This window comes from Pseudomonas sp. PP3, assembly GCF_905336995.1.
GTDB lineage: Bacteria > Pseudomonadota > Gammaproteobacteria > Pseudomonadales > Pseudomonadaceae > Aquipseudomonas > Aquipseudomonas reinekei.
In genome coordinates this window covers 2096362-2120258 of the sequence record NZ_HG995459.1, presented here as the reverse complement: position 1 = coordinate 2120258, position 23897 = coordinate 2096362, and the positions used below count along the sequence as shown (strand labels likewise).

Here is a 23897-nt window from a genome sequence, read left to right as displayed (position 1 = left end):
TGTTCGCAATGGGGCCAGCAAAAACAGCGAAAACCAATGCCCCTTGACGTAAACGTCAACCTGCCATTAGCTTAGCGCCATGACCTTTTGCGAGCGCTTCCATGAGCAGCCAGACCTACAGCATCTCCGACCTCGCCCGCGAGCTCGACATCACCACCCGGGCCATTCGCTTCTATGAAGAACAAGGCCTGCTCAGCCCCGAGCGCCGTGGTCAGGAACGCATTTACTCGCCCCGTGACAAAGTCAGCCTGAAGCTGATCCTGCGGGGCAAGCGCATCGGTTTCTCGTTGGCCGAATGCCGCGAACTGATCGAGCTCTACGACCCGTCCAGCGGTAACACCAAGCAACTGCACAGCATGCTGGCAAAAATCAGCGAACGCCGGGAACAGTTGGAGCAACAGTTGCTGGACATCGAACAGATGAAGCTGGAACTGGATACTGCTGAAGAGCGCTGCGTGCAGGCGCTGGAGCAGACGCTCAAAAGCCAGGAATCGATTCAATAACCCGACACAATTCCCTGTGGAATCGTCGCACCGCCGCTCCCACAGGATCTTTGTAGCCTCAAGACAAAAATCACAGGTCGATCCCCATGCCCCTCCCCTCCCATGTACGCCTTGTCGAAGTCGGCCCGCGCGACGGTCTGCAAAACGAAGCCCGGCCCATCAGTGTTACCGACAAGGTGCAACTGGTCGACGCACTCACGGCTGCAGGCCTGGGCTATATAGAAGTCGGCAGTTTCGTGTCGCCCAAGTGGGTGCCACAGATGGCCGGTTCCGCCGAAGTTTTCGCACAGATCCAGCGCAAGCCGGGCGTTACCTATGGTGCCCTCGCCCCCAACCTGCGCGGTTTTGAAGATGCCCTGGCCAGTGGCGTGAAAGAGGTCGCGGTGTTCGCGGCAGCCTCCGAGGCGTTTTCCCAACGCAACATCAATTGTTCGATCAGCGAAAGCCTGGCGCGCTTCGTACCGATCATGGACGCGGCCAAACAGCACGGCGTGACGGTGCGCGGGTACGTGTCCTGTGTCCTGGGCTGCCCTTATGAAGGTGACGTCGCGCCGGAGCAGGTCGCACGGGTGGCCCGCGAGCTCTACGCCATGGGCTGTTATGAGGTTTCGTTGGGCGACACCATCGGCACCGGTACTGCCGGCGCAACGCGCAAGATGTTCGAAGTGGTGTCGGCTGATGTTCCGCGAGAAAAACTGGCCGGGCATTTCCATGACACCTACGGTCAGGCCATGGCCAACATCTACGCCAGCCTGCTGGAGGGCATCTCGGTATTCGACAGTTCTATCGCCGGCCTCGGTGGCTGCCCTTACGCCAAGGGTGCCAGCGGTAACGTCGCCACCGAAGACGTGGTGTACCTGCTCAACGGCCTTGGCATCGAAACCGGAATCGACCTGGACGCGTTGATCCTCGCCGGCCAGCAGATTTGCTCTGTACTGGGGCGTCCAACAGGTTCTCGGGTGGCCAAGGCCCGCAGCGCACACTGAGTGGGGGGGGAATGTGTCCGGGTGTTACCGCAAACTCAGAAGCGTGGGCGCATTCGAGTAACACGGAAACAAAATGCAGGGTTTAACCTGAGACGAAAAACCTTACAAAATCACAAACCATTGATTTTAAAGGCTTTTAAAAAGTTGGCACGGCTCCTGCTATCTCTATCGCATAACAAGAATAAAAAAATTGCGGCAACCCTAATAAAAACAAGACGTAACGACTCTGACATAACAAAAACAACACGGCAGAGACGCAGCTAACAGATTTTTTTGGAGAAGATGTGCTTTTCAGGGTGCTTTTCGGAGTTACCCGCAACCGGGCAGAGAATAATAAAACTACCTTCAGGTAGCTCCCGAACTGGTTGGATCGCTCAGCGAGAAAGTAGATCAGCGCTCAAAAAAATACGTTTGCTCTTGATCCCGGATGGGGATCGCCAAAAACAGCGGTAAAGGGTAACGGTCACTAAAAACAAAAACAGACCGCCCCTCAATAATAAAAAAAGAGCACGCGCAACGAAAATTAAAGGGGAGCTTCGGCTCCCCTTTGTGCTGTCTGCATTTTGGAATTACTGCCTGTAGAGGCTGGCTTGCTGGCGATGATCGATGACGCGGTCTACCTGATGGACCGCGGCGCCTGCATCGCCAGCAAGCCGGCTCCTACGGTATCGCTTTGAGCTCCTCGATACTGATCTCGCGCATGCGAAATTTCTGGATCTTCCCGGTCACTGTCATCGGAAACTCCTCGACGAACTTGAAGTAACGCGGCGTCTTGAAGTGCGCGATGCGCTCCTTGCACCAGGTTTGCAGTTCTTGCTCGGTGGCGCTGTGGCCCGGATGAAATTTGATCCAGGCGACAATCTCTTCGCCATAGCGCGAGCAGGGAATGCCGATCACCTGCACATCCGCAACCGCCGGATGGGTGAAGAAAAACTCTTCCAGCTCACGCGGATAAACGTTCTCGCCGCCGCGAATGATCATGTCCTTGTTACGTCCGGCGATGCACACGTAACCCTCGTCATTCATGCTCGCCAGATCACCGGTGTGCATCCAGCCTGCCTGATCGATGGCTTGCGCGGTGCCTTCGGGATTGTTCCAGTAACCCAGCATCACGCTGTAACCGCGGGTGCACAATTCACCGATGGCGCCGCGTGGAACCAGGTTGCCCGCCTCGTCGATGATCTTGCTTTCCAACTGCGGCTGGGTGCGGCCGACGGTGGTCACACGCAGTTCCAGTTCGTCTGACGGACCGGTCTGCAACGACACCGGGCTGGTTTCCGTCATGCCGTAGGCAATCTGCACTTCGCTCATGTGCATTTCACTGATGACCCGGCGCATCACTTCGATGGGGCACGTCGCCCCCGCCATGATCCCGGTGCGCAGGGTCGACAGATCGAATTCGGCACGCTGCGGCTGATCGAGCATGGCGATGAACATGGTCGGCACGCCGTACAGCGCCGTGGCGTTCTCTTCGGCGACGGTGCCGAGCGTCAGCAGCGGATCAAACGCATCATTGGGATAAATCATGGTGCTACCGTGGGTGATGCAGCCGAGATTGCCCATGACCATGCCGAAGCAGTGATACAACGGCACGGGGATCACCAGGCGATCAGCGGCGGTCAAGCCGAGGCTTTCGCCAACCATGTAACCGTTGTTGAGAATGTTGTAGTGACTGAGGGTCGCGCCCTTCGGAAAACCGGTGGTGCCGGAGGTGTACTGGATGTTCACCGCCTGATCGAAATGCAGGCTGTCCTGGCGCTCGCGCAACTGTTCGACCGACACACCGCCTGCCAGGTCAGCCAGTTGCGACCACGGCAGGAAACCACTGGGCGGCTGCGCATCCAGACTGATGACGCCCCGCAACTCCGGCAGTCGTTCGCTGCTCAACTTTCCGATGGATTGTTCCGCCAGCTCCGGCACCAGTCCTTGCAACATGGCGTGGTAGTTGGAGGTCTTGAAGGCTCCGGCGCACACCAGCCATTGGCAGCCGGATTGCTTCAGTACGTATTCGAGTTCGGAACTGCGATAGGCGGGATTGATGTTCACCAGGATCACGCCGATTTTTGCCGTGGCGATCTGCGTGATGCACCACTGCGCGCAGTTCGGCGCCCAGATGCCGAGGCGGTCGCCGGATTGCAGCCCCAATGCCAGCAGCGCTCTGGCGTGCAGGCCCGCGGCGTCCGCCAGTTGTTGCCAGGTGAAGCGCAACTGTTGATGGCGCACCACCAGCGCCTCCCCGGCCGGGTACTTTGCGACCGTGTTATCGAACGCCTGGCCAATGGTCATCGCCAGCAAGGCTTTGTCCTGGGAACCGCGGGTGTAACTGCGTTGCGGACTTGCACTGGGTTGATCCATGACGACCCCTATTGTCTTTATTGTAGGCGCGAGCCTTTTTGTGGCGAGGGTGCTTGCTCCCGTTCGGCTGCGCAGCAGTCGTGAAATCTGCAATCGAGTGCTGAATGACACACCTTGCCTGCTGATTTGCGACCCCTTCGCGCTCGCGCGGGAGCAAGCTCCCTCGCCACCGAAAAGCAACACTGATCTTTTCAGAACTGACTCTACTCTCGCTCAAGTTGACGTTAACGTAAAGGGTGATTGACAGCCTTTCGTCACAGGCTTACGTTAACGTAAAGGTGAGAACTAAAGCACGGCTCTCCCCGCCCAACAAAAAGCCAAAAGGTGACCCATGAGCTACCCATCCCTGAACTTTGCCCTCGGTGAAACCATCGACATGCTGCGCGATCAGGTTCAGTCCTTTGTCGCCAAAGAGATCGCCCCGCGCGCCGCTCAGATCGACATCGACAACCTGTTTCCCGCGGACCTGTGGCGCAAATTCGGCGACATGGGCCTGCTCGGCATTACCGTGCCGGAAGAGTACGGCGGTGCGGGCCTGGGTTACCTGGCGCACGTGGTAGCGATGGAAGAAATCAGCCGTGGATCGGCTTCCGTTGCACTGTCCTACGGCGCCCACTCCAACCTCTGCGTCAACCAGATCAATCGCAACGGCAATCACGAACAGAAATCCAGGTACCTGCCCAAACTGATCAGTGGCGAGCACATCGGCGCCCTGGCCATGAGCGAACCGAACGCCGGTTCCGACGTGGTCTCGATGAAACTGCGCGCCGATAAACGCGGCGACAAGTACGTGCTCAACGGCAGCAAGACCTGGATCACCAACGGTCCGGACGCCAATACCTATGTGATTTACGCCAAGACCGACCTCGAAAAGGGCCCTCACGGCATCACCGCTTTTATCGTCGAGCGGGACTGGAAAGGCTTCAGCCGCAGCAACAAGTTCGACAAGCTCGGCATGCGCGGCTCGAACACCTGTGAGCTGTTCTTCGATGACGTCGAAGTCCCGGAAGAGAACATCCTCGGTGCGCTCAACGGCGGCGTGAAAGTGCTGATGAGCGGCCTCGACTACGAACGCGTCGTGCTGTCCGGCGGCCCGACCGGGATCATGCAGGCTTGCATGGATCTGATCGTTCCTTATATCCACGACCGCAAGCAGTTCGGCCAAAGCATCGGCGAATTCCAGCTGATCCAGGGCAAGGTCGCCGACATGTACACCCAACTCAACGCCAGCCGCGCCTACCTGTACGCCGTGGCCCAAGCCTGCGAGCGCGGCGAAACCACGCGTAAAGACGCCGCCGGGGTGATCCTCTACAGCGCCGAACGTGCCACGCAAATGGCCCTCGACGCGATCCAGATTCTCGGCGGCAATGGCTACATCAATGAATTCCCGGCGGGCCGTCTGTTGCGTGACGCCAAGCTGTACGAAATCGGTGCCGGCACCAGTGAGATCCGTCGCATGCTGATCGGTCGCGAACTGTTTAACGAAACCCGCTAAAACGGAGCTGTCCATGGCTATCTTGCATACCCAGCTCAACCCTCGTTCAGCGGAATTCGCGGCTAATAGCGCGGCGATGCTCAAACAGGTCGACGCCCTTCACACCCTGCTCGCCCAAGTCGCGCAAGGCGGTGGTCCGAAGGCTCAGGAACGCCACACTTCGCGGGGCAAATTGCTGCCTCGCGAGCGCATCAATCGCCTGCTCGATCCAGGTTCGCCGTTTCTTGAAATCAGCCAGCTGGCGGCTTACGAGGTGTACGGCGAAGACGTGCCCGCGGCTGGCGTGATTGCCGGGATCGGCCGCGTCGAAGGCGTCGAATGCATGATCGTCGCCAACGACGCCACGGTAAAAGGTGGCTCGTACTACCCGCTGACCGTGAAAAAACACCTGCGCGCCCAGACCATCGCCCAGCAGAACCGTCTGCCGTGCATCTACCTGGTGGACTCCGGCGGCGCCAACCTGCCGCGCCAGGATGAGGTGTTCCCGGACCGCGAGCACTTCGGCCGGATCTTCTTCAACCAGGCCAACATGAGCGCCATGGGCATCCCGCAGATCGCCGTGGTCATGGGTTCCTGCACCGCGGGTGGCGCGTATGTGCCGGCCATGGCTGACGAAGCGATCATGGTCCGCGAACAAGCGACAATCTTCCTCGCCGGCCCGCCGCTGGTGAAGGCCGCGACGGGTGAAGTGGTCAGCGCCGAAGACCTCGGCGGGGCCGATGTGCACTGCAAGATTTCCGGTGTGGCCGACCATTATGCCGAGAGCGATGAACACGCGTTGGCGATAGCGCGACGCAGCGTGGCCAACCTCAACTGGCGCAAGCAAGGCGAGGTTCAGCAACGCACGCCAATCGCTCCGCTCTACCGCAGTGACGAGTTGTACGGCGTGGTCCCGGCCGACGCCAAGCAACCGTTCGACGTGCGCGAAGTGATTGCGCGACTGGTGGACGGTTCGGTGTTCGACGAGTTCAAGGCGCTGTTCGGAACGACGCTGGTGTGTGGTTTTGCCTACCTGCACGGTTACCCGATCGCGATCCTTGCCAACAACGGCATCCTCTTCGCTGAAGCAGCGCAAAAAGGCGCGCACTTTATCGAGCTGGCCTGTCAGCGCGGCATCCCGCTGTTGTTCCTGCAAAACATCACCGGCTTCATGGTCGGCCAGAAGTACGAGGCCGGCGGCATCGCCAAGCACGGTGCAAAACTGGTGACCGCGGTGACCTGCGCCAAGGTGCCGAAATTCACCGTGATCATCGGTGGCAGTTTCGGTGCCGGTAACTACGGCATGTGCGGCCGCGCCTACGATCCGCGCTTCCTGTGGATGTGGCCGAATGCACGCATCGGCGTGATGGGCGCCGAACAGGCAGCCGGCGTGCTTGTGCAGGTCAAGCGCGAACAGGCCGAACGCAGCGGCCAGGGGTTCAGCGTCGAGCAGGAAGCCGAGATCAAGCAACCGATCCTCGACCAATACGAAGAGCAGGGTCACCCCTACTATTCCAGCGCGCGCTTGTGGGACGACGGTGTCATCGACCCGGCCCAGACCCGCGACGTACTGGCCCTGGCCTTGTCCGCGTCGTTGAACGCGCCAATCGAACCGAGCCGCTTCGGCGTGTTCCGGATGTGATCGGGAGAAATTCATGAGCGACTTCAATACCCTCGAACTGCTGACCGACCCACGGGGTTTTGCGACTCTCTGGCTCAGCCGTGAAGAAAAGAACAACGCTTTCAACGCCGAAATGATCCGCGAACTGATCCTCGCCCTCGACAAGGTCGCGAGTGATGCCAGCCTGCGTTTCCTGATCGTGCGTGGTCGCGGCAAGCATTTCAGTGCCGGCGCCGACCTGGCCTGGATGCAGCAATCGGCCGAACTCGATTACCACACCAACCTCGACGACGCCCGGGAACTGGCGGAGTTGATGTACAACCTGGCCAAACTGAAAGTCCCGACCCTGGCAGTGGTGCAAGGCGCAGCCTTCGGCGGCGCGTTGGGCCTGATCAGTTGCTGCGACATGGCCATCGGTGCCGATGACGCGCAGTTCTGCCTGTCGGAAGTGCGCATCGGCCTGGCGCCGGCCGTGATCAGCCCGTTCGTGGTGCAAGCCATCGGCGAACGCGCCACCCGCCGCTACGCCCTGACCGCTGAGCGCTTTGGCGGGCAACGGGCGCGGGAACTGGGTCTGTTGTCGGAGAGCTGTCCGATTGCCGAGCTGGAGCAGAAAGTCGATCAGTGGGTCGACAGCCTGCTGCTCAACAGCCCCGCTGCCATGCGCGCCAGCAAGGACTTGCTGCGTGAAGTCGGCGACGGCTCACTGACCCCGGCATTGCGCCGCTACACCGAAAACGCCATCGCCCGTATCCGCGTCAGCCCCGAAGGCCAGGAAGGCCTGCGCGCCTTCCTGCAAAAGCGCCCAGCAAGCTGGCAAGCCGAAACCACCACCAAGGAGCCGCATTGATGAGCGCACCGGTTATTACGTCCCTGCTGGTGGCCAACCGTGGCGAAATCGCCTGCCGGGTGATGCGCACCGCCAAGGCCCTTGGCCTGACCACCGTGGCCGTGCACAGCGCCACCGACCGTGACGCCCGCCACAGCCGCGAAGCCGACATTCGGGTCGACCTCGGTGGCAGCAAAGCCGCCGACAGCTATCTGCAAATCGACAAACTGATCGCCGCCGCCAAGGCCAGCGGCGCCCAGGCGATTCACCCCGGCTATGGCTTTCTGTCGGAGAACGCCGGGTTCGCCCGCGCTATCGAAGCGGCTGGCCTGATCTTCCTCGGCCCCCCCGCCTCGGCTATCGACGCCATGGGCAGCAAGTCCGCGGCCAAAGCCTTGATGGAAACTGCCGGCGTGCCGCTGGTGCCGGGTTATCACGGTGAAGCTCAAGACCTCGACACGTTCCGCGATGCCTGCGAGCGCATCGGCTATCCGGTATTGCTCAAGGCCACGGCGGGCGGCGGCGGCAAGGGCATGAAAGTGGTCGAGGACGTCAGCCAACTGGCCGAAGCCCTGGCCTCGGCACAGCGTGAAGCGCAATCGTCGTTTGGCGATTCGCGGATGCTGGTGGAGAAATACCTGCTCAAACCGCGTCACGTGGAAATCCAGGTGTTCGCCGATCAGCATGGCAACTGCCTGTACCTCAACGAACGTGATTGCTCGATCCAGCGTCGGCACCAGAAAGTCGTTGAAGAAGCACCGGCGCCGGGCCTGAGCCCGGAACAGCGTCGCGCCATGGGTGAAGCCGCCGTGCGTTCGGCGCAGGCCATCGGCTATGTCGGTGCCGGTACCGTGGAGTTTTTGCTGGATGCGCGCGGTGAGTTCTTCTTCATGGAGATGAACACGCGCCTGCAAGTGGAACATCCGGTCACCGAAGCCATCACCGGCCTCGATCTGGTGGCCTGGCAGATTCGCGTGGCGCGCGGCGAAGCGTTACCGATGACCCAGGAGCAAGTGCCCCTGATCGGCCATGCGATTGAAGTGCGGCTGTACGCCGAAGACCCGGCCAATGACTTTTTGCCGGCGACCGGGTGTCTGGACTTGTATCGCGAATCCGCTGAGGGGCCGGGGCGCCGCGTCGACAGCGGCGTCGAAGAAGGCGATGAGATTTCGCCGTTCTACGACCCGATGCTCGGCAAGCTGATTGCCTGGGGCGAGGATCGCGAACAGGCGCGCCTGCGCCTGCTGAGCATGCTCGATGAATTCGCGATTGGCGGGCTCAAGACCAACATCAACTTCCTGCGGCGGATCATCGGTCACCCGGCGTTTGCCGAGGCGGAACTGGATACCGGTTTCATCCCGCGTTATCAGGAACAGCTGTTGCCGGCGCCAGCGCCGCTCAGCGACGAGTTCTGGCAAGCCGCCGCCCAAGTATTTGCCCTGAGCCAGCGTCGCGCGCCGCGAGCTGATGACCTGAGTTCGCCATGGGTCAACGGCAACGGTTTGCGCGCCGGTTTGCCAGCAGAAATCACCCTGCACCTGAGTTGCGAAGGCCAGGATCGCGCGCTGACGTTGGGCGAGATCAACGCTCAACTGCGGGGCGAGTATCTGCTGACCGAGCGCGAGGGTGTGCGTCGCCAGCAGCGGGCGATCCGTCGTGATGATTGTGTGTATTTGCAATGGGACGGTGAACTGCGCCGTATCGAGTCCTACGACCCGATCAGTGCCGTTGAAGCCAGCCACAGCCATCAGGGCGGCCTGACTGCGCCCATGAACGGCAGCATCGTGCGAGTGTTGGTGGAAGCCGGGCAAACGGTCGAAGCCGGGGCGCAATTGGTGGTACTGGAAGCGATGAAGATGGAGCACAGCATCCGTGCACCCCACGCGGGTGTGATCAAGGCGCTGTATTGCCAGGAAGGCGAGATGGTCAGCGAAGGCAGTGCGTTGGTCGAACTGGAAGACGCGTGAAATGAAGATCGGTCCTACGCATTGCGTGGACCGATCTGATCAGAACCTGGCTGTTGCCTGAACCACCACGCCGATGATTCGGCACTCGCCGGTGTAAAGGGCTTTCGGATACGTCGGATTGAGCGGGACCAGGTAACGCTGCCCGCCCTCTTCGATCAACTTGCGAAAAATCGCCTCGCTGCTGTCCTGCCACTGCGCGATAACCAGCTTGCCCGGTACGGCGTCCACATCCGGGTCCACCAGGATCAACATGCCCTCGGCGATGCTGGGGCCGTTCGGCGCGGTCATCGCATCGCCCACCACGGTCAACCAGAAAGCCGCGCCTTGAGCGTGGTAGTCGGACAATTCGAAGCGGTACGCTGCCTGTTCGCCATCACGCACCTCACCGGTTGCCCGCCAGTCGCTGACCGGGTAACGGAAGTACGGGTTGTACTTTTGCTTCAGGGAAACCTCGTCGTCCTGAGACTCCCCCGGCTCCCTGATCACCAGCGCCACTTCGAGAAACCCCAGGCCTAGCGCCTGCAAGACCCGATTCATGTCGTCGATGCCGGGCTGACGGCGTTTTGTCAGCCAATGCCCAACGCCACCCTGGGACATCCCGAGGCGTTCGGCGAGTATCTCTTGAGTGACTTTGAGTTCACTCATCTTGGCCTTGACCAATTCAATCCATTTATCCATGTGCGGCACGATACGTGGCAGGCTCCAGCCATCAAAACACAAATTGTAGTATTTAATTTATCGTCACAAATACAGATCGTACTAGGATGAGTTCACGGATCTGAATCTATCACGGAGCTTGCCATCACCATGAACCAACCCGCCAACGACCTGCCCGATCTGCAAATCGACACTTCGCTCACTTCACCAAAAGGCTCCGCCGCTGCACAGCGGGCACTGGACTATTACTTGAAACCAGCTGTTTCAGAGGAGCAGGTCGTGGAGCGCTTCTTCGACGTAAATCGCAATATCAAAAGTGAGGAAGCGCTGGTCCATGCGTCGGACCTGTTGCGATGTGCTGCGGCGACGGCTTCCGAGTCAGCCAGCCATCTGCAGGGTTCAAACCGGGACCTGGCGTTTTCGGCGGTGCACATGATCGACATGGCCAGAGCCATGGTGGACAGATCATTGGAGTGTCACCAGAACGCTTGAAGCGAAGGTGAAAAAGAGAGGACGGGAAAGAATTTTCCAATCGGCAAGATAAAAACGTTTGACTTGCAAACGAGAATGATTATTATTGCATCAGCTGGTCGCGAGATCAGTCGATGGACCAAGGGACCTTAGGTCGGTCTCCTGGACTATCTCCTCATCAGGCTAATCACGGTTTTTGACCCGGCTTTTTGCCGGGTCTTTTTTTGCCAGTTTTCTGGCTTATAGCTTCAGGCTAATGAAGTCTTCAGGTGCAGCAAATTCGATGGCGCGGATGATATCAAAAGAATATTTGTTGGCAAGAGAAGCCTGTGATCGTTAGGGCAAACTAATGGCAAATAGCACTTGAGAATCAATCGCATAATCTCTAAGCTGCGACCGCGTCAAGGAAGACGCCCCCCGCTCCACCCCGCAATATCCCTCGGTTTCACCTCAATCTTGCGTGTAAAGTAGCCGCCATAAAAATCATATTCAGGAACCGATTATGACCGTGGCTAAATCCTCTTTCGACATCAGCGCCAACTTCGACAGCGGCAACATTCAAGTCATCGACCTTAGCGACCCGCTCAAGCCACTGCTGGCCATCCGCCCCGACACCAAAAGCAACCACTTCCAGTGGTTCCACTTCAAAGCCAGCGGCCTGCACGTTGGCCAGGAGCATTGGTTCCGCCTGAACAATGCCAGCCAGTCTTCCTACAACAAGGCTTGGGATGGTTATCAGGCGGTCGCTTCCTACGACCACGTCAACTGGTTCCGCGTACCCACCATCTTTGAAGGTGACTGTCTGCGCTTCTGCCTTGAAGCCTCCCAGACCCACGCCTGGTTCGCTTACTTCGAACCCTACAGCCGCGGCCGCCACGACTGGCTGATCGAGCAGGCGCTGACCAAGGCCGGCACCGAACTGCTGGCAACCGGCAAAAGCGTCGAAGGTCGCGACATTCAGTTACTGCGCAAAGGCACCGGCGCCGAAGGCCAGCGCAAGGTCTGGATCATCGCCCAGCAACATCCGGGCGAACACATGGCCGAATGGTTCATGGAAGGCGTCATCGAACGCCTGGAACACCACGACGACCCGGTGCTGAACCAACTGCTGGCCAGCGCCGACCTGTACCTGGTGCCGAACATGAACCCGGACGGCGCCTTTCACGGTCACCTGCGCACCAACGCCATGGGCCAGGACCTTAACCGCGCCTGGCAGAACGCCAGCCCGGAAATCAGCCCGGAAGTCTTTTTCATACAGCAGCAGATGGAAAAGTACGGCGTCGATTTATTCATCGACGTGCACGGCGACGAAGAAATCCCGCACGTCTTCACCGCCGCTTGCGAAGGCAACCCGGGTTACACCCCGCGCATCGAAAAGCTCGAAGAACACTTCCGCAGCCACCTGAAGCGCACCACCAAGGACTTCCAGACCAAATACGGCTACACCCGCGACGAACCGGGCAAGGCCAACATGACACTGGCGTGCAACAGCGTTGGCCAGAAATACGATTGCCTGTCACTGACCCTGGAAATGCCGTTCAAGGATCATGATGATCATCCGAATCCGTTGACGGGGTGGTCAGGGAAGCGGTCTAAGCAGTTGGGGAAGGATGTTTTGACGACGGTGGCGGAGATGGTTGATACGCTGCGGTAAATTAACTTATTTCAGGCCTGACCTTCTTGAAGGTCAGGCCAACTGATACCTCGCGGCCCGCAAAAACTACCTTAGCGACCACCAGCAATTGACATAAGTACAACAAGAGGCGCCCTCCAACTGCCAAGTAAATTACGAGCTTCCAGTCTCAAGACCCCGTTATAAACTGAAGCTGGCAATGTCGGGTTATCATCGACGTTATAGCTTAGTTTGAAATAAAGCTTATTAGCAGTACTCCCTGAAAAAGGACATGCTACATATGCATTCATAGCAAACCACTCACATCCGCCTATAAATCGCTCAGCCCGTAAATTAACCTCTTGTTCGTCACCCGCATCGTTTTTCAATTTCACTGTCAATCGCGTATAACCTTTTGGAGCGGGCGCCAAATCGGTTGGACCTTCAGTGCTGTTCAAGGCAACAACGCCAGCTTGGTACCTGGCAGGCATCCTGATTTCTAGAATCGAATCCGTAGAGCCGTTCAGGCTTTGAAATGAAATCCGCTCCCCTACAAAAGGTGGAGCATAGTAAGATAACCCCGGACCAGATTCGCGCCACATCCTGGACATATCAGCAGTAATTACGTTGCCTCGAGGCAGGCCATGCGCATCTTTCACCTGCGGAGTTGAATAGTAAGGACTGTCTTCTCCGCATTGAATAGTTCCTGATTTACCATTATTGAAACCAAATTTATAACCACCGAACAGTTCAGGGCAGTGAACACCGCCTAAGTTATGTCCAATCTCGTGGCGAAATATCCAACCTTCACTGACATGACCGATAGCCGCCCTGCCCGGACGAGTTCCCCATCCAGCGGCGGTATCATCTGGGTGGGGAGCGAAAACACCAAAAAGCATATCTGGTCTAAATGCCTGCGTCCCGACTGAGAGTATTCCTGGTAATTTTCTTAGAGTCGCGGTTGTCATTGAATAATTCGTATCAATTATTTGTACCCCTGCCAGCCTCATAGAAACATTATTAACAAGCGAGTTTCGCAATGCCAAATTCACACTTTCCACCTGAGCCAACGCATTGGAAGTCGCATCACCACCCGCCACCAACACTGCTTCGCGCGAATACCCAATCAACATATCAATCGCGTATGTATCTGCTGCTTTCGCTGGCTCGATAGTTCTCTCCAACGCCTTTCCTGGCACTGTATCTAGTATTGAATAATCTTTAGAATTATAGGGTGTAAAACGACTTTCACCTTTACTGTTAATCACGAGCACACCCTTTCTTGAGGAGTTCTCTATAAACGCAGTCAAACTTCCACTACCAGACCTGACCGTAACCAACGACCCCACTGTCTTGTCCGGCATCAGTAGATTACCGCTCTCTACTGTATAACCATCAATCACTTTTGAACTTGACCTTTCGAAAACTGCTGGCGCTATCAAATCCTCGTACAACTCGGCTGTACTCTTTTCATCTACACGCTCGACCACCCAACTTTTTTGTTTACTTTTCTCACTCATCGGTGAATGTGCACAGGCGCCTAGCAGAACAGCCAACGCCCCAATTGAAACGGCGAATAAAACACCCCGCACACAATGTACGCCTGCAATCTTGAACATGATTCATCTCCCTGAATAACAAGATCAGTGCTGTTCGACTGACCTCATCCGGGCCACTGCAGTCTTTGAGCATTGAACGCGTCTTTTCGGGAAGGCGAAACTGTCAAAGTTGACAGGTCAGCGAGCCGACTTCGGCACAAAATCGGCTCGCATTACGTTTAAATCATCCGCGATCCTTACCCCGTAACATGCTGTTCAGCACGTCATCACGCCGCACCCAACCGTGAAACAACGCCGCCGCCAGATGCACCAGCACGGTCAGGAACAACAGGTATGCCAGGTAGCCGTGGGCTTTGCGCAGGAACGCAAACACCTGCGCATTGGCCGGCACGATCGAAGGTAACTGCAGTGAACTGCTGAGCATCACCGGTTCACCCGACGCCGAGATCATCGCCCAGCCCAGCAGCGGCAAGACCAGCATCAGGGCGTACAGCAACACATGGGATACCTTCGCCGCCAGCGCTTGCCAGCCCGGCAGGTCTGCCGGCAGCGGCGGCTGTGTGGTGGAGAAACGCACCACCAGTCGCACGATGACCAACAGCAAAATCGCAACGCCCAATGGTTTGTGCAGATTGATCAGCCACTCATGTCGTTCAGACACCGAGGCGACCATGCCCGCGCCGATGAACAGCATGGCAATGATCATCAACGCCATCAGCCAGTGCAGCAGTCGCGCCAGCGGAGCGAAGTGGTTCGGTTGTGTGCTCATTGCTGGGCCTCCTGTTTGGCGGCGGGCAACTGGCTGACTTCACTGGTGCGACGCAGGTAGGAATTGGCGTAACCGGCTGAACGCGCGGCGAGCAGTGGGTCGTCGGAGCCTTCGATACCGCCGGGCAATACCAGTGGGTCGTAGTTGATGTCACGGCATTCGCCGCTGAGTTGCGGCTGGGTTTTATCCAGCACCAGGGTGCCTGCGTTCAACACTTTGCGCCCTTCAGGCCAGGCTTTGCTGGCGTCGTTTACCGGATCGCCGGGGTTGGCGAGGATGATGTTCAACTGCCAACGCAGCGGTCCGGCAGCGATGCGCTGGACCAGGTCTTTCTCCAGGAAATCACTGCCCTCGGGCGCCGTGGCACCCGGTGCATCTTGCGCGACCGGCACCATGCTCCAGCGCACGGCCTGACGTTGTCCGGCAGCGTTCACCAGATAAAACGCGTTGACGCTGTTATAGGTCTCGGTGACGTAACTGGCTGAAGGCTTGGCGGTCTTGATCCAGGCCAGGAACGGTGCAGCTTCCGGGTGCGAAGCGAAAAACGCCGGCACTGCCGCGGGGTCCGGTTTGCCGGTAGCGGGAAGCGGTGACTGGGCTTGCTGCAATTGATAGAACGCCTCGGGCGTGGCCACCGGGAACACCGGCATGCTGTTCATCCCGGTACGCCACTGTTGGCCGTTGGCCTGATTGAAACGCAACGCCATGCTTCGGATCGGCACGGCGCCATCCGGCGCATAAGGATTGCCGGCCGGCAGAGCAAAACGTCCAACCACCGGTGTCCGCGCTTCGTTGAACACTTGGGCGCTGGAGTAACTGCGCGCCTCGCCACTGCTCTCGAAATAACCGATCACGCACACGCCTTTGGAGTGGTTGCGACGGAATCCCGGGTGCACACCGTTGTTGGTCTCCAGCACATTGATCAGTTTTTTCGGCGTCAGGCGCTGTGGGTCAAAGGTGCCATTGACGTAGGCGAATGCCCCGGCGGCGACGGCGACGACAACGGCGATGCCCGCCAGACGCAAGATCAGGCTCGCAGTGCTCAGGGGTGGCCGGGGGGGCGGTGATGATCGATCTACCATGAATAACTCCAGGGCCATCGGCCACAGATGAGAAGAATCAAGCAGACGAACCGCGCGCAGGTTTATTCCCGCGTGCGGTATTTATTTTTTCAGCTGTGGAATAACCTCGGGTACCGGGCGTCTTCCTAGTCCCAAGCGTAGTGACTAGTCAGAATTTCATGAACGATATCGACGAACAACTGAGAGAAATCATTCCCAGATTGCGCCGGTTTGCGCTGTCGCTGACGCGCAACGCCAGCAGCGCCGACGATCTGGTGCAAGCCAGTCTGGAGCGTGCGCTGTCGAGTTGGGGCAGCCGACATGCCGACGGAGATTTGCGCGCCTGGCTGTTTGCGATTCTGTATCGACAATTTCTCGATGCGCACCGACGCACAAAGCGCTATGCGCGAATGCTCGAGTTTTTTACCGGACGCGACGATGCGCAGCCTTCCGTGGAGCGCACCGTGATCGCCCAATCAACCCTGGACGCCTTCGACCGCCTGCCCACTGAACAGCGAGCATTGCTGCTGTGGGTGTCAGTGGAAGGCCTGAGTTATAAAGAGGTCGCCGAGATTCTCGACGTCCCCACCGGCACCGTGATGTCCCGCCTGTCCCGGGCCCGGCAGGCCCTGCGCCAACTCAGTGAAGGTGACATCACCCGCCCTGCCCTGCGGAGACTCAAATGATCAGCATGCCCCCAAGCGAGCGTGATTTGCACGCCTACGTCGACCACCAACTCAGCGAGGACGACCGGCGTCTGGTGGAGACTTTTCTCACAAGTAATCCGCAGGTTTGCGCGCAAGTACGCGCCTGGCAGCAAGATGCCCAGCAACTGCGCGCAGCCCTGAGTGGCGCGCTGCAACAACCGGCCAATCCGGGACTCGATCCAGCCATGATTCGCCAACGCCTGAAACGCCAATCGCGACGCCATCTGGCCAGCGCGGCCGCGTTGCTGATCGCCGTCAGCATCGGCGGCTTCAGTGGCTGGCAAGCGCGGGAAATGGCATTTGTCAGCACTCAGCTACCGATGACCGATGCGTTGCAGGCCTATCGCCTGATCGCCCAGCAAGGGATTTTGCCAGCCGACTACAAGGCCAGCGACGACGGCGACATGCAGGGCTGGCTCGACCGTTATTTCACCCAGGCCAATCGCTTGCCTGACCTGTCGGGGGCCGGCTTCAAACCGGCCAGCGGGCGCTTGCTCAGTACTGAACAAGGGCCGGCGGCGATGGTGGTCTACGAGAATCAGGGCGGGCAGAAAATCAGTTTTTACGTGCGGCCACCGGGTCCGAAAAATTACCTGCTGCCGAGGGGCAGTCGCAGCGATGGCGGTTTGCAGGCTGAGTACTGGTCGGGGGGCGGCTACAACTATGCGATGGTCAGCCCGACAGATACGCCGGCTGCGCAGTTGCTCAAACAGACCACGCAATTCTGACTCTCCCTTGCAGGAGCCGGCTTGCTGGCTCCTGCAAGGCTGTTTACCCCTGCCCAAACACCTGCGAAGGTCTGCGCAGCAGCGGATCGAACGGGTTGATCCGCGGCCCGATCAGCGCCGCTTCGCGCTTGAGCATATCCACCACCGTCGGCAAGCGATCGGGCCCCAGCCGGTCCGTCACCGTCGCCACACTCAACGCCGCCACCGCCCGCCCTTCACGGTCAAGAATCGGCACCGCCACCCCGGCCATGCCCTGCAACACCCCGGTGTTGCGCCCGGCATATCCGAGCTTGCGTACATTTTCGACTTCCGAGCGCAGGAACACTTCGTCGTACAAATGGAAATCCTTCAACCGCGGCAGGTTGTAGTGGATCACCGTGTCCCGCTCTTCATCCGGCAGAAACGCCAGGATCGCCAGGCTGCCCTGGCCCACGCCCAGCGCCACGCGGCCGCCGATGTCACCGGTGAACGTACGGATCGGAAAAGGCCCTTCACTGCGGTCCAGGCAGATCGCATCGAAACCACTGCGCGCCAGCAAAAACAATGAGTCGCCCAGCGAGGCCGACAGCCGCAACAGCGACGGTCGCACCAGTTCACGCAAGTTGCCACTGTTGCCCGCGCGGGCGGCCAGAGCGAAAAAATCCAGGCTCAGGCGGTAGCGCTTGCTGCGCGCATCCTGCTCAACCATGCCCTCGTCCATCAGGCTGCGCAGCAAACGGTGGGTGGTCGGTTGCGACAAGCCGATGTGTTGGGCCAGTTGTGTTACCCGCTCGCCCCCTTCGACGGTATCGCCCAAGGCACGCAGCACCGCAAACAGCCTTGAGACGGCGCCGACACCGACCTCATTTTTCGCATCATTCCGCTCAATGGAATCTGGCATGTAGTTTCTCGACAATTAATTTACTGATCGAATAAAACTGAAAATAGTTATCGCCTCAGTGAAATAGGCCATTGAGCCCATCCTAGTCTTCGTCCTAATCTGCGTCCAGACAGGGGCGATTCGAACAACAGCGGCAGCCGACTCAAGTCGAGCGCCAACGCACCCCGCAACATCCTTTCGTATCTGCCCATACAAAAAAGCGCGCCTTCGGGCGACGCATAACAATTTCAGGTGGAGGCGCAGTCATGGCTTTTGTGCAACTTGAAAAACTCGGCAAACGCTACGGTGAAATCGACGCCGTGGTCGCCACCGACCTTTCGGTGGAAAAAGGCGAGTTCGTTTCCCTGCTCGGCCCTTCCGGGTGCGGCAAGACCACCACCCTGCAAATGATCGCCGGCTTCGTCGACGTCACCAGCGGACGCATCGTGCTGGATGGCCGCGACATTACCCACGCCAAACCCGCGAGCCGTGGCCTGGGCGTAGTGTTCCAGAGTTACGCGCTGTTCCCGCACATGACCGTCAAGGACAACGTCGCCTTCGGCCTGCGCATGCGCAAGGTGCCGAGCGCCGAAATCCAGCAACGAGTGGATCGGGTGCTGAAACTGGTTCGTCTGCATCAGCACGCCGAGCGTTACCCGCGAGAGCTTTCCGGTGGCCAGCGCCAGCGTGTCGCCCTGGCCCGGGCGCTGGTGATCCAGCCGCCGGTATTGCTGCTCGATGAACCGCTGTCCAACCTCGACGCCAACCTGCGCGAAGAGATGCAATTCGAGATCCGTCGTATCCAGCGCGAAGTTGGGATCACCACGCTGATGGTCACCCACGACCAGTCCGAAGCGCTGTCGATCAGTGACCGTGTGGTGGTGATGCAGGCCGGACGCATCACCCAGATCGATGCGCCCTACACCCTCTACGAACACCCGCGCACCGAATTCATTTCCGGGTTCGTCGGCAAGGCCAATCTGCTGCCCGGCGAACGTGACAACAGCGGTGTGGTTCAAGTGTGCAGCCGTGGCGAGGGCGATCTGACCCTCAGTCTGCGCCCGGAGAAAATCGATCTGCGTGATGCCGGTCATGGCCGCTTGCAAGGCAAGATTGCCAGCCGCTTCTTTCTTGGCAGCCAGTGGCTCTACAGCGTCGCGACCCCTCTCGGTGAACTCTGCGTGGTGCGCCGCAACGATGGCTCGGCACCGCTGAGCGAAGGCACGGCCGTCGGCCTCGATTGGGATGCTGCACTGCTGCGCGTGCTGACGGTCGACGAGGTGACCGCATGAGTGCACTCGCCGCCATCCGCCAGGGGCGCCAGGGCTACCTGCTGTCGGCGCCGGCCCTGGCCTTATACGTCGGTCTGCTGCTCATCCCGCTGGCGTTGACGCTGGTGCTGTCGTTCAACGTCTTCGACTACAGCTCCGGCATCAACGGCAACGCCTTCACCGTCGAACACTACAGCAGCCTGCTGGGTGATCCGTACTTCTATGAAATCTTCCTGCGGACCCTGTGGATCAGCGCCCTGACCACCCTGCTCTGCGTGCTGATCGGCGTTCCCGAGGCTTACATCCTCAGCCGAATGGGCACCCCGTGGCGTTCGATTTTCCTGATCCTGATTCTCACCCCGCTGTTGATTTCGGTGGTGGTGCGTGCGTTTGGCTGGAGCCTGCTGCTCGGCGCCGATGGCCTGGTCAACCAGACCCTGCAAGCCTTCGGCGGCTCGCCGGTGAAACTGCTCTATACGCCGTTCGCCGTGGTGATCGCACTGGTCCACGTGATGCTGCCGTTCATGATCATTCCGGTCTGGACCAGTTTGCAGAAACTCGACCCGGCCGCCGAACAGGCTGCGCTGTCGCTCGGTGCCAGCCAGTTCACCGTGATTCGCCAGGTGGTGCTGCCACAGATCATGCCCGGTGTGCTGTCCGGCACCCTGATCGTGTTCGGCCTCGCCGCCAGCTCTTTCGCGATACCCGGCCTGCTCGGCGGACGGCGCCTGAAGATGGTCGCCACGCTGATCTACGACCAGTACCTGTCGGAGCTCAACTGGCCCATGGGCGCGGCGATTGCCGTGGCTCTGCTGCTCATCAACCTGCTGATCATGCTGTCGTGGAACCGCATGATCGAAGGCCGCTACAAGAAGTCATTGGGATAATTCGTCATGTCCAGGAACGGTCCTTTCGCCCTGCTGTTTCATACCCTCGTGGTGCTGTTCATGATGGCGCCGCTGGTAGTGGTGTGCCTGGTGGCTTTTACCCCGGAAAACACCCTGAGCCTGCCGACCACCGAGTTTTCCCTGCGCTGGTTCCGTGCCGTGTTCGAGCGTGCCGACTTTGTCGATGCGTTCTACAACAGCCTGATCCTGGCGTTCAGCGCCGCCTCGCTGGCGACGCTGGTGGCGGTGCCTGCCGCGCTGGCAATTACCCGTTTTGAGTTTCCCGGCCGGGACTTTCTCAACGGGTTGTTCCTGTCGCCAATCATCATTCCGCACCTGGTGCTTGGGGTGGCGCTGCTGCGTCTGTTCGCGCTGATGGGTGTCAACGGCAGTTTCGCCTGGCTGATCTTCGCCCACGTGCTGGTGATCACGCCCTATGTGTTGCGGCTGGTATTGGCCTCGGCCATTGGCCTGGATCGCAGTGCCGAACATGCCGCGCAATCGCTGGGGGCCGGGCGATTCACGCTGTTCCGGCAGATCACGCTGCCGATGATCCTGCCCGGCGTGGCGGGTGGTTGGCTGTTGGCGTTCATCAACAGTTTTGACGAGGTCACGCTGTCGATCTTTGTCACCTCACCTGCCACGCAAACCTTGCCGGTGCGCATGTACGTGTACGCCACCGAATCCATCGATCCGATGATGGCGGCGGTGTCGGCGCTGGTGATCGCACTGACGGCGCTGACCATGATTTTGCTGGATCGGGTTTATGGCCTGGATCGGGTTCTGGTAGGTAAACAATGAGGTCGCCATGGCGCTGCTGAAACGACTGGCCGAAGGCGACCGCCCGGCCCTGGATTTTACCCTCGACGGCCAACCGGCCAGCGGCCTGCTCGGCGACACCGTGCTGACGGCGGTGCTGACCTGTGGCGAACACTTGCGCGGCAGCGACTTCAGCGCCGAACCCCGCGCCGGTTTCTGCCTGATGGGAGCCTGTCAGGACTGCTGGGTACGCCTGGGCGATGGCCGCCGGGTGCGCGCCTGCTCGACCCTGCTTGAAGCCGGACAACAGATCAACCGCGAACCGGGGCGATCGTTATGAAACCGGTGGTCATCATCGGCGCCGGTCCCGCCGGTATCCGTGCAGCTCAAACGCTGGTAGCCCATGGCGTGCGTCCGGTGCTGCTGGATGAAGCGGCGCGTGGCGGCGGGCAGATTTATCGGCGTCAGCCGGCCAACTTCAAGCGTTCAGCGGTCAAGCTGTACGGCTTCGAAGCGCGTAAGGCCAGTGCGTTGCACCAGACAATCGACACCCTGTGCGAACAGCTCGATTACCGTCCGCAAACGCTGGTGTGGAACGCCGAAGATGGCGCCCTCGATACCTTGCACGACGGCCACGCCGCACGCCTGGCGTTCTCAAAAGTGATCGTCGCCACCGGCGCCACCGACCGGATTCTTCCGGTGCCGGGCTGGACGTTGCCAGGGGTCTACAGCCTGGGTGCTGCGCAGATCGCCTTGAAATTCCAGGGTTGCGCCATCGGTGAACGCGTGGTGTTCGCCGGGAGCGGTCCGCTGCTGTATCTCGTCGCCTATCAATACGCCAAGGCCGGTGCGAAAGTCGCCGCGGTGCTCGACAGTTCGCCCTTCAGCGCACAGGCACGTGCCCTGCCCGGTCTGCTGGCGCAACCCGCCACGTTGGCCAAAGGCATTTACTACCGAGGCTGGCTGACCGCCCACGGCGTCCCGGTGCATCAAGGTGCGACCTTGAACCGCATCGAGGGCGACCGGCGCGCGCAGTCGCTGAGTTGGTCCGACTCGAACGGCCAACATCAACTGGACTGCGACGCCGTCGCCTTCGCCCACGGCTTGCGTAGCGAAACCCAACTCGCCGATCTGCTCGGCTGTGAATTCGCCTGGAACCCGCTCAACCGCGCCTGGCTGCCGACGCGTGACAGCGCCGGACGCAGCAGCGTTGCCCAGGTGTACCTGGCCGGTGACGGCGCCGGCATCATGGGCGCCGATGCGGCGGAAATGGCCGGAGAGCGCGCAGCGTTAGCACTGCTCGAAGACATCGGCTACCTGATCGCGCCGCAACGCGCCGTGCAACTGGAACAGTCGTTGTCACGCATCGGTGATTTTCGACAAGGGCTGGAGCGCGCCTTTGCCTTTCCCGAACACTGGGCTGCCGATGTCGCCGATGACGTAATGGTCTGCCGCTGCGAAGAAGTCCGTGCCGGCGATATTCGTGAAGTCGTGCGCGAAGGCCATTGGGAAATCAATCGGGTCAAGGCGCACTGCCGGGTCGGCATGGGGCGCTGCCAAGGCCGGATGTGTGGCGCCTCGGCGGCAGAAATCATTGCCTGCGAGAGCCAGCGTGACGTGTCCGAGATCGGTCGGTTGCGAGCGCAGGCGCCGATCAAGCCATTACCTTTTGGCCTTGAGGTCGAAGCATGATCGACGTCGACGCAGTGATCATCGGCGGCGGTATCGTCGGCGCTTCCGCCGCGCTGTTCCTAGGCCAGGCCGGTCAGCGTGTCGCGCTGCTGGAAAGGGATTTTTGCGGTTCGCACTCCAGCGGAGTGAATTACGGCGGCGTGCGCCGACAGGGTCGTCCATTGTCACAGTTGCCACTGTCGCAACGGGCCCATGCCATCTGGGCGCGGTTGCCGCAATTGATCGGCATTGACGGCGAATATCAACGCAGCGGCCATCTGAAACTGGCACGCAGCGTCGATGATTTGCGAGCGCTGCAAGACTACGCCGCCAGTAGCCAGGGTTTCGGCCTTGATCTGCAAATACTCGACCGTGAGCAATTGCGCACGCGTTTTCCATGGGTCGGCGACGTGGCCGTAGGCGCTTCGTACTGTCCGCATGACGGGCACGCCAACCCGCGACTGGTGTCTCCGGCGTTCGCCCAGGCCGCACGGCGGCATGGCGCGCAGGTGCATGAACAGTGTGCGGTGAGCGCGGTTGAACATGATGGCCAGCGTTTTCGCGTCCGCACGCAAACCGGTCAGGAATGGCGCGCGCCCTGGTTGTTGAACTGCGCCGGCGCCTGGGCCGGCAACCTCGCTGCACAATTTGGCGAACCGGTGCCGATGCATTCCGGGCACCCGGCGATGCTGGTCACGGAGCCCTTGCCGTTGGTGATGGACGCCAGCACCGGTGTCGAGGGTGGCGGTATCTATGCCCGCCAGGTAGCACGCGGTAACTGCGTGTTGGGCGGCGGCCAGGGTTTTGCCCTGGACAACACCCGCGCCCGCCCCGGCCAGAGCGCAGTGCTGGAAATCCTTCGCCAGGCGGTCGAGCTCTACCCGTTTCTTGAAGGTGCCCAGGCGATTCGCACCTGGAGCGGCACCGAAGGTTACCTGCCCGATCGCCAACCGGTGATCGGCCACAGCCGCACCCAGGCTGGTCTGCTGCATGCGTTTGGCTTTGCCGGCGCCGGTTTCCAGATCGGTCCGGCGGTGGGCCAGGCACTCACCGAGATCATCTGTAGCGGCGCGTCAAAGACGTCGCTGGATGCGTTTTCGATCAACCGTTTTCACTCCATTTCCGTAGCTTGATAGAGGAAGGTCGCGCCC

General features: G+C 59.8%; 22 protein-coding genes. 16 read left to right on the top strand and 6 right to left on the bottom strand.

From position 1 onward, the window contains the following. Positions 1–101: 101 nt before the first annotated feature. Positions 102–503: a MerR family DNA-binding transcriptional regulator gene (locus KHO07_RS09745; protein WP_007980992.1), complete on the top strand. Its 402-nt coding sequence runs from the start codon at positions 102–104 to the stop codon at positions 501–503. Positions 504–589: 86 nt separating this feature from the next. Further along, a complete protein-coding gene (locus KHO07_RS09740; protein WP_150735204.1) occupies positions 590–1489 on the top strand; it encodes a hydroxymethylglutaryl-CoA lyase in 900 nt (299 codons plus the stop codon). A gap of 660 nt (positions 1490–2149) precedes the next feature. Here the strand turns inward: KHO07_RS09740 and KHO07_RS09735 are convergent. Beyond that, entirely contained in the window at positions 2150–3844 is a 1695-nt protein-coding gene (locus KHO07_RS09735; RefSeq protein ID WP_212627055.1) for an AMP-binding protein, read from the bottom strand. Positions 3845–4175: 331 nt separating this feature from the next. Here KHO07_RS09735 and KHO07_RS09730 point away from each other — a divergent pair, with 331 nt between their 5' ends. From KHO07_RS09730 to KHO07_RS09715, 4 genes are read left to right on the top strand one after another with little or no spacing between them, the layout of a single operon-like run. Beyond that, positions 4176–5339, top strand: a complete 1164-nt coding sequence (locus KHO07_RS09730; protein ID WP_212627054.1) for an isovaleryl-CoA dehydrogenase — start codon at positions 4176–4178, stop codon at positions 5337–5339. A 13-nt stretch (positions 5340–5352) separates the two neighbouring features. Then, positions 5353–6960 (top strand): carboxyl transferase domain-containing protein, encoded by a 1608-nt coding sequence (locus tag KHO07_RS09725; RefSeq protein WP_212627053.1) that lies wholly within the window; start codon positions 5353–5355, stop codon positions 6958–6960. Between the two features lie 13 nt (positions 6961–6973). Next, a complete protein-coding gene (locus tag KHO07_RS09720; RefSeq protein WP_212627052.1) occupies positions 6974–7789 on the top strand; it encodes a gamma-carboxygeranoyl-CoA hydratase in 816 nt (271 codons plus the stop codon). Then, complete coding sequence (locus KHO07_RS09715; RefSeq protein ID WP_150735209.1) at positions 7789–9735, top strand: acetyl/propionyl/methylcrotonyl-CoA carboxylase subunit alpha; 1947 nt, start codon at positions 7789–7791, stop codon at positions 9733–9735. Before KHO07_RS09720 ends, KHO07_RS09715 begins: the two co-directional genes overlap by 1 nt. Before the next feature lie 39 nt (positions 9736–9774). On the opposite strand, the gene KHO07_RS09710 is transcribed toward KHO07_RS09715, so the two are convergent. Next, positions 9775–10413, bottom strand: coding sequence for an XRE family transcriptional regulator (locus KHO07_RS09710; RefSeq protein WP_150735210.1), 639 nt, complete (start codon positions 10411–10413; stop codon positions 9775–9777). 129 nt (positions 10414–10542) lie between these two features. Between KHO07_RS09710 and KHO07_RS09705 the strand changes: the two genes are divergently transcribed. Both KHO07_RS09705 and KHO07_RS09700 read left to right on the top strand, forming a co-directional pair. After that, a complete protein-coding gene (locus tag KHO07_RS09705) occupies positions 10543–10884 on the top strand; it encodes a DUF3077 domain-containing protein (protein WP_150735211.1) in 342 nt (113 codons plus the stop codon). Between the two features lie 481 nt (positions 10885–11365). Next, positions 11366–12517 (top strand): M14-type cytosolic carboxypeptidase, encoded by a 1152-nt coding sequence (locus KHO07_RS09700; protein WP_212627051.1) that lies wholly within the window; start codon positions 11366–11368, stop codon positions 12515–12517. A gap of 71 nt (positions 12518–12588) precedes the next feature. Here the strand turns inward: KHO07_RS09700 and KHO07_RS09695 are convergent, their stop codons facing one another. From KHO07_RS09695 to KHO07_RS09685, 3 genes are all read right to left on the bottom strand, one after another. After that, positions 12589–14094, bottom strand: a complete 1506-nt coding sequence (locus KHO07_RS09695) for a hypothetical protein (RefSeq protein WP_212627050.1) — start codon at positions 14092–14094, stop codon at positions 12589–12591. Between the two features lie 163 nt (positions 14095–14257). Then, positions 14258–14803 carry a cytochrome b gene (locus KHO07_RS09690; RefSeq protein ID WP_150735215.1) on the bottom strand — a complete coding sequence of 182 codons (546 nt, stop codon included), beginning with the start codon at positions 14801–14803 and terminating at the stop codon, positions 14258–14260. Then, positions 14800–15885, bottom strand: a complete 1086-nt coding sequence (locus tag KHO07_RS09685) for a catalase family peroxidase (RefSeq protein WP_212627049.1) — start codon at positions 15883–15885, stop codon at positions 14800–14802. Before KHO07_RS09685 ends, KHO07_RS09690 begins: the two co-directional genes overlap by 4 nt. A 158-nt stretch (positions 15886–16043) precedes the next feature. Here KHO07_RS09685 and KHO07_RS09680 point away from each other — a divergent pair, with 158 nt between their 5' ends. Further along, the gene (locus KHO07_RS09680) at positions 16044–16550 is read left to right on the top strand and encodes a sigma-70 family RNA polymerase sigma factor (protein ID WP_212627048.1); all 507 of its coding nucleotides are present in this window, start codon (positions 16044–16046) and stop codon (positions 16548–16550) included. Then, complete coding sequence (locus tag KHO07_RS09675; RefSeq protein WP_150735218.1) at positions 16547–17299, top strand: anti-sigma factor; 753 nt, start codon at positions 16547–16549, stop codon at positions 17297–17299. Before KHO07_RS09680 ends, KHO07_RS09675 begins: the two co-directional genes overlap by 4 nt. Positions 17300–17342: 43 nt before the next feature. On the opposite strand, the gene KHO07_RS09670 is transcribed toward KHO07_RS09675, so the two are convergent. After that, on the bottom strand, positions 17343–18179 hold the full coding sequence (locus KHO07_RS09670) for an IclR family transcriptional regulator (RefSeq protein WP_212627047.1): 837 nt from the start codon (positions 18177–18179) through the stop codon (positions 17343–17345). Between the two features lie 245 nt (positions 18180–18424). Between KHO07_RS09670 and KHO07_RS09665 the strand changes: the two genes are divergently transcribed. Genes KHO07_RS09665 through KHO07_RS09640 form a run of 6 tightly spaced genes read left to right on the top strand, consistent with a single transcriptional unit; the run spans position 18425 to position 23879 of the window. Further along, positions 18425–19450, top strand: coding sequence for an ABC transporter ATP-binding protein (locus KHO07_RS09665; protein ID WP_150735220.1), 1026 nt, complete (start codon positions 18425–18427; stop codon positions 19448–19450). After that, a complete protein-coding gene (locus KHO07_RS09660; RefSeq protein WP_150735221.1) occupies positions 19447–20316 on the top strand; it encodes an ABC transporter permease in 870 nt (289 codons plus the stop codon). Before KHO07_RS09665 ends, KHO07_RS09660 begins: the two co-directional genes overlap by 4 nt. 6 nt (positions 20317–20322) lie before the next feature. Further along, on the top strand, positions 20323–21117 hold the full coding sequence (locus KHO07_RS09655; RefSeq protein WP_150735222.1) for an ABC transporter permease: 795 nt from the start codon (positions 20323–20325) through the stop codon (positions 21115–21117). Positions 21118–21124: 7 nt separating this feature from the next. After that, positions 21125–21415 carry a (2Fe-2S)-binding protein gene (locus tag KHO07_RS09650; RefSeq protein WP_075947994.1) on the top strand — a complete coding sequence of 97 codons (291 nt, stop codon included), beginning with the start codon at positions 21125–21127 and terminating at the stop codon, positions 21413–21415. Next, positions 21412–22767, top strand: coding sequence for an FAD/NAD(P)-binding oxidoreductase (locus KHO07_RS09645; RefSeq protein WP_212627046.1), 1356 nt, complete (start codon positions 21412–21414; stop codon positions 22765–22767). Before KHO07_RS09650 ends, KHO07_RS09645 begins: the two co-directional genes overlap by 4 nt. Beyond that, positions 22764–23879, top strand: a complete 1116-nt coding sequence (locus KHO07_RS09640; protein WP_212627045.1) for an FAD-dependent oxidoreductase — start codon at positions 22764–22766, stop codon at positions 23877–23879. The genes KHO07_RS09645 and KHO07_RS09640 overlap by 4 nt, the downstream gene beginning before the upstream one ends. Positions 23880–23897 lie beyond the last annotated feature (18 nt).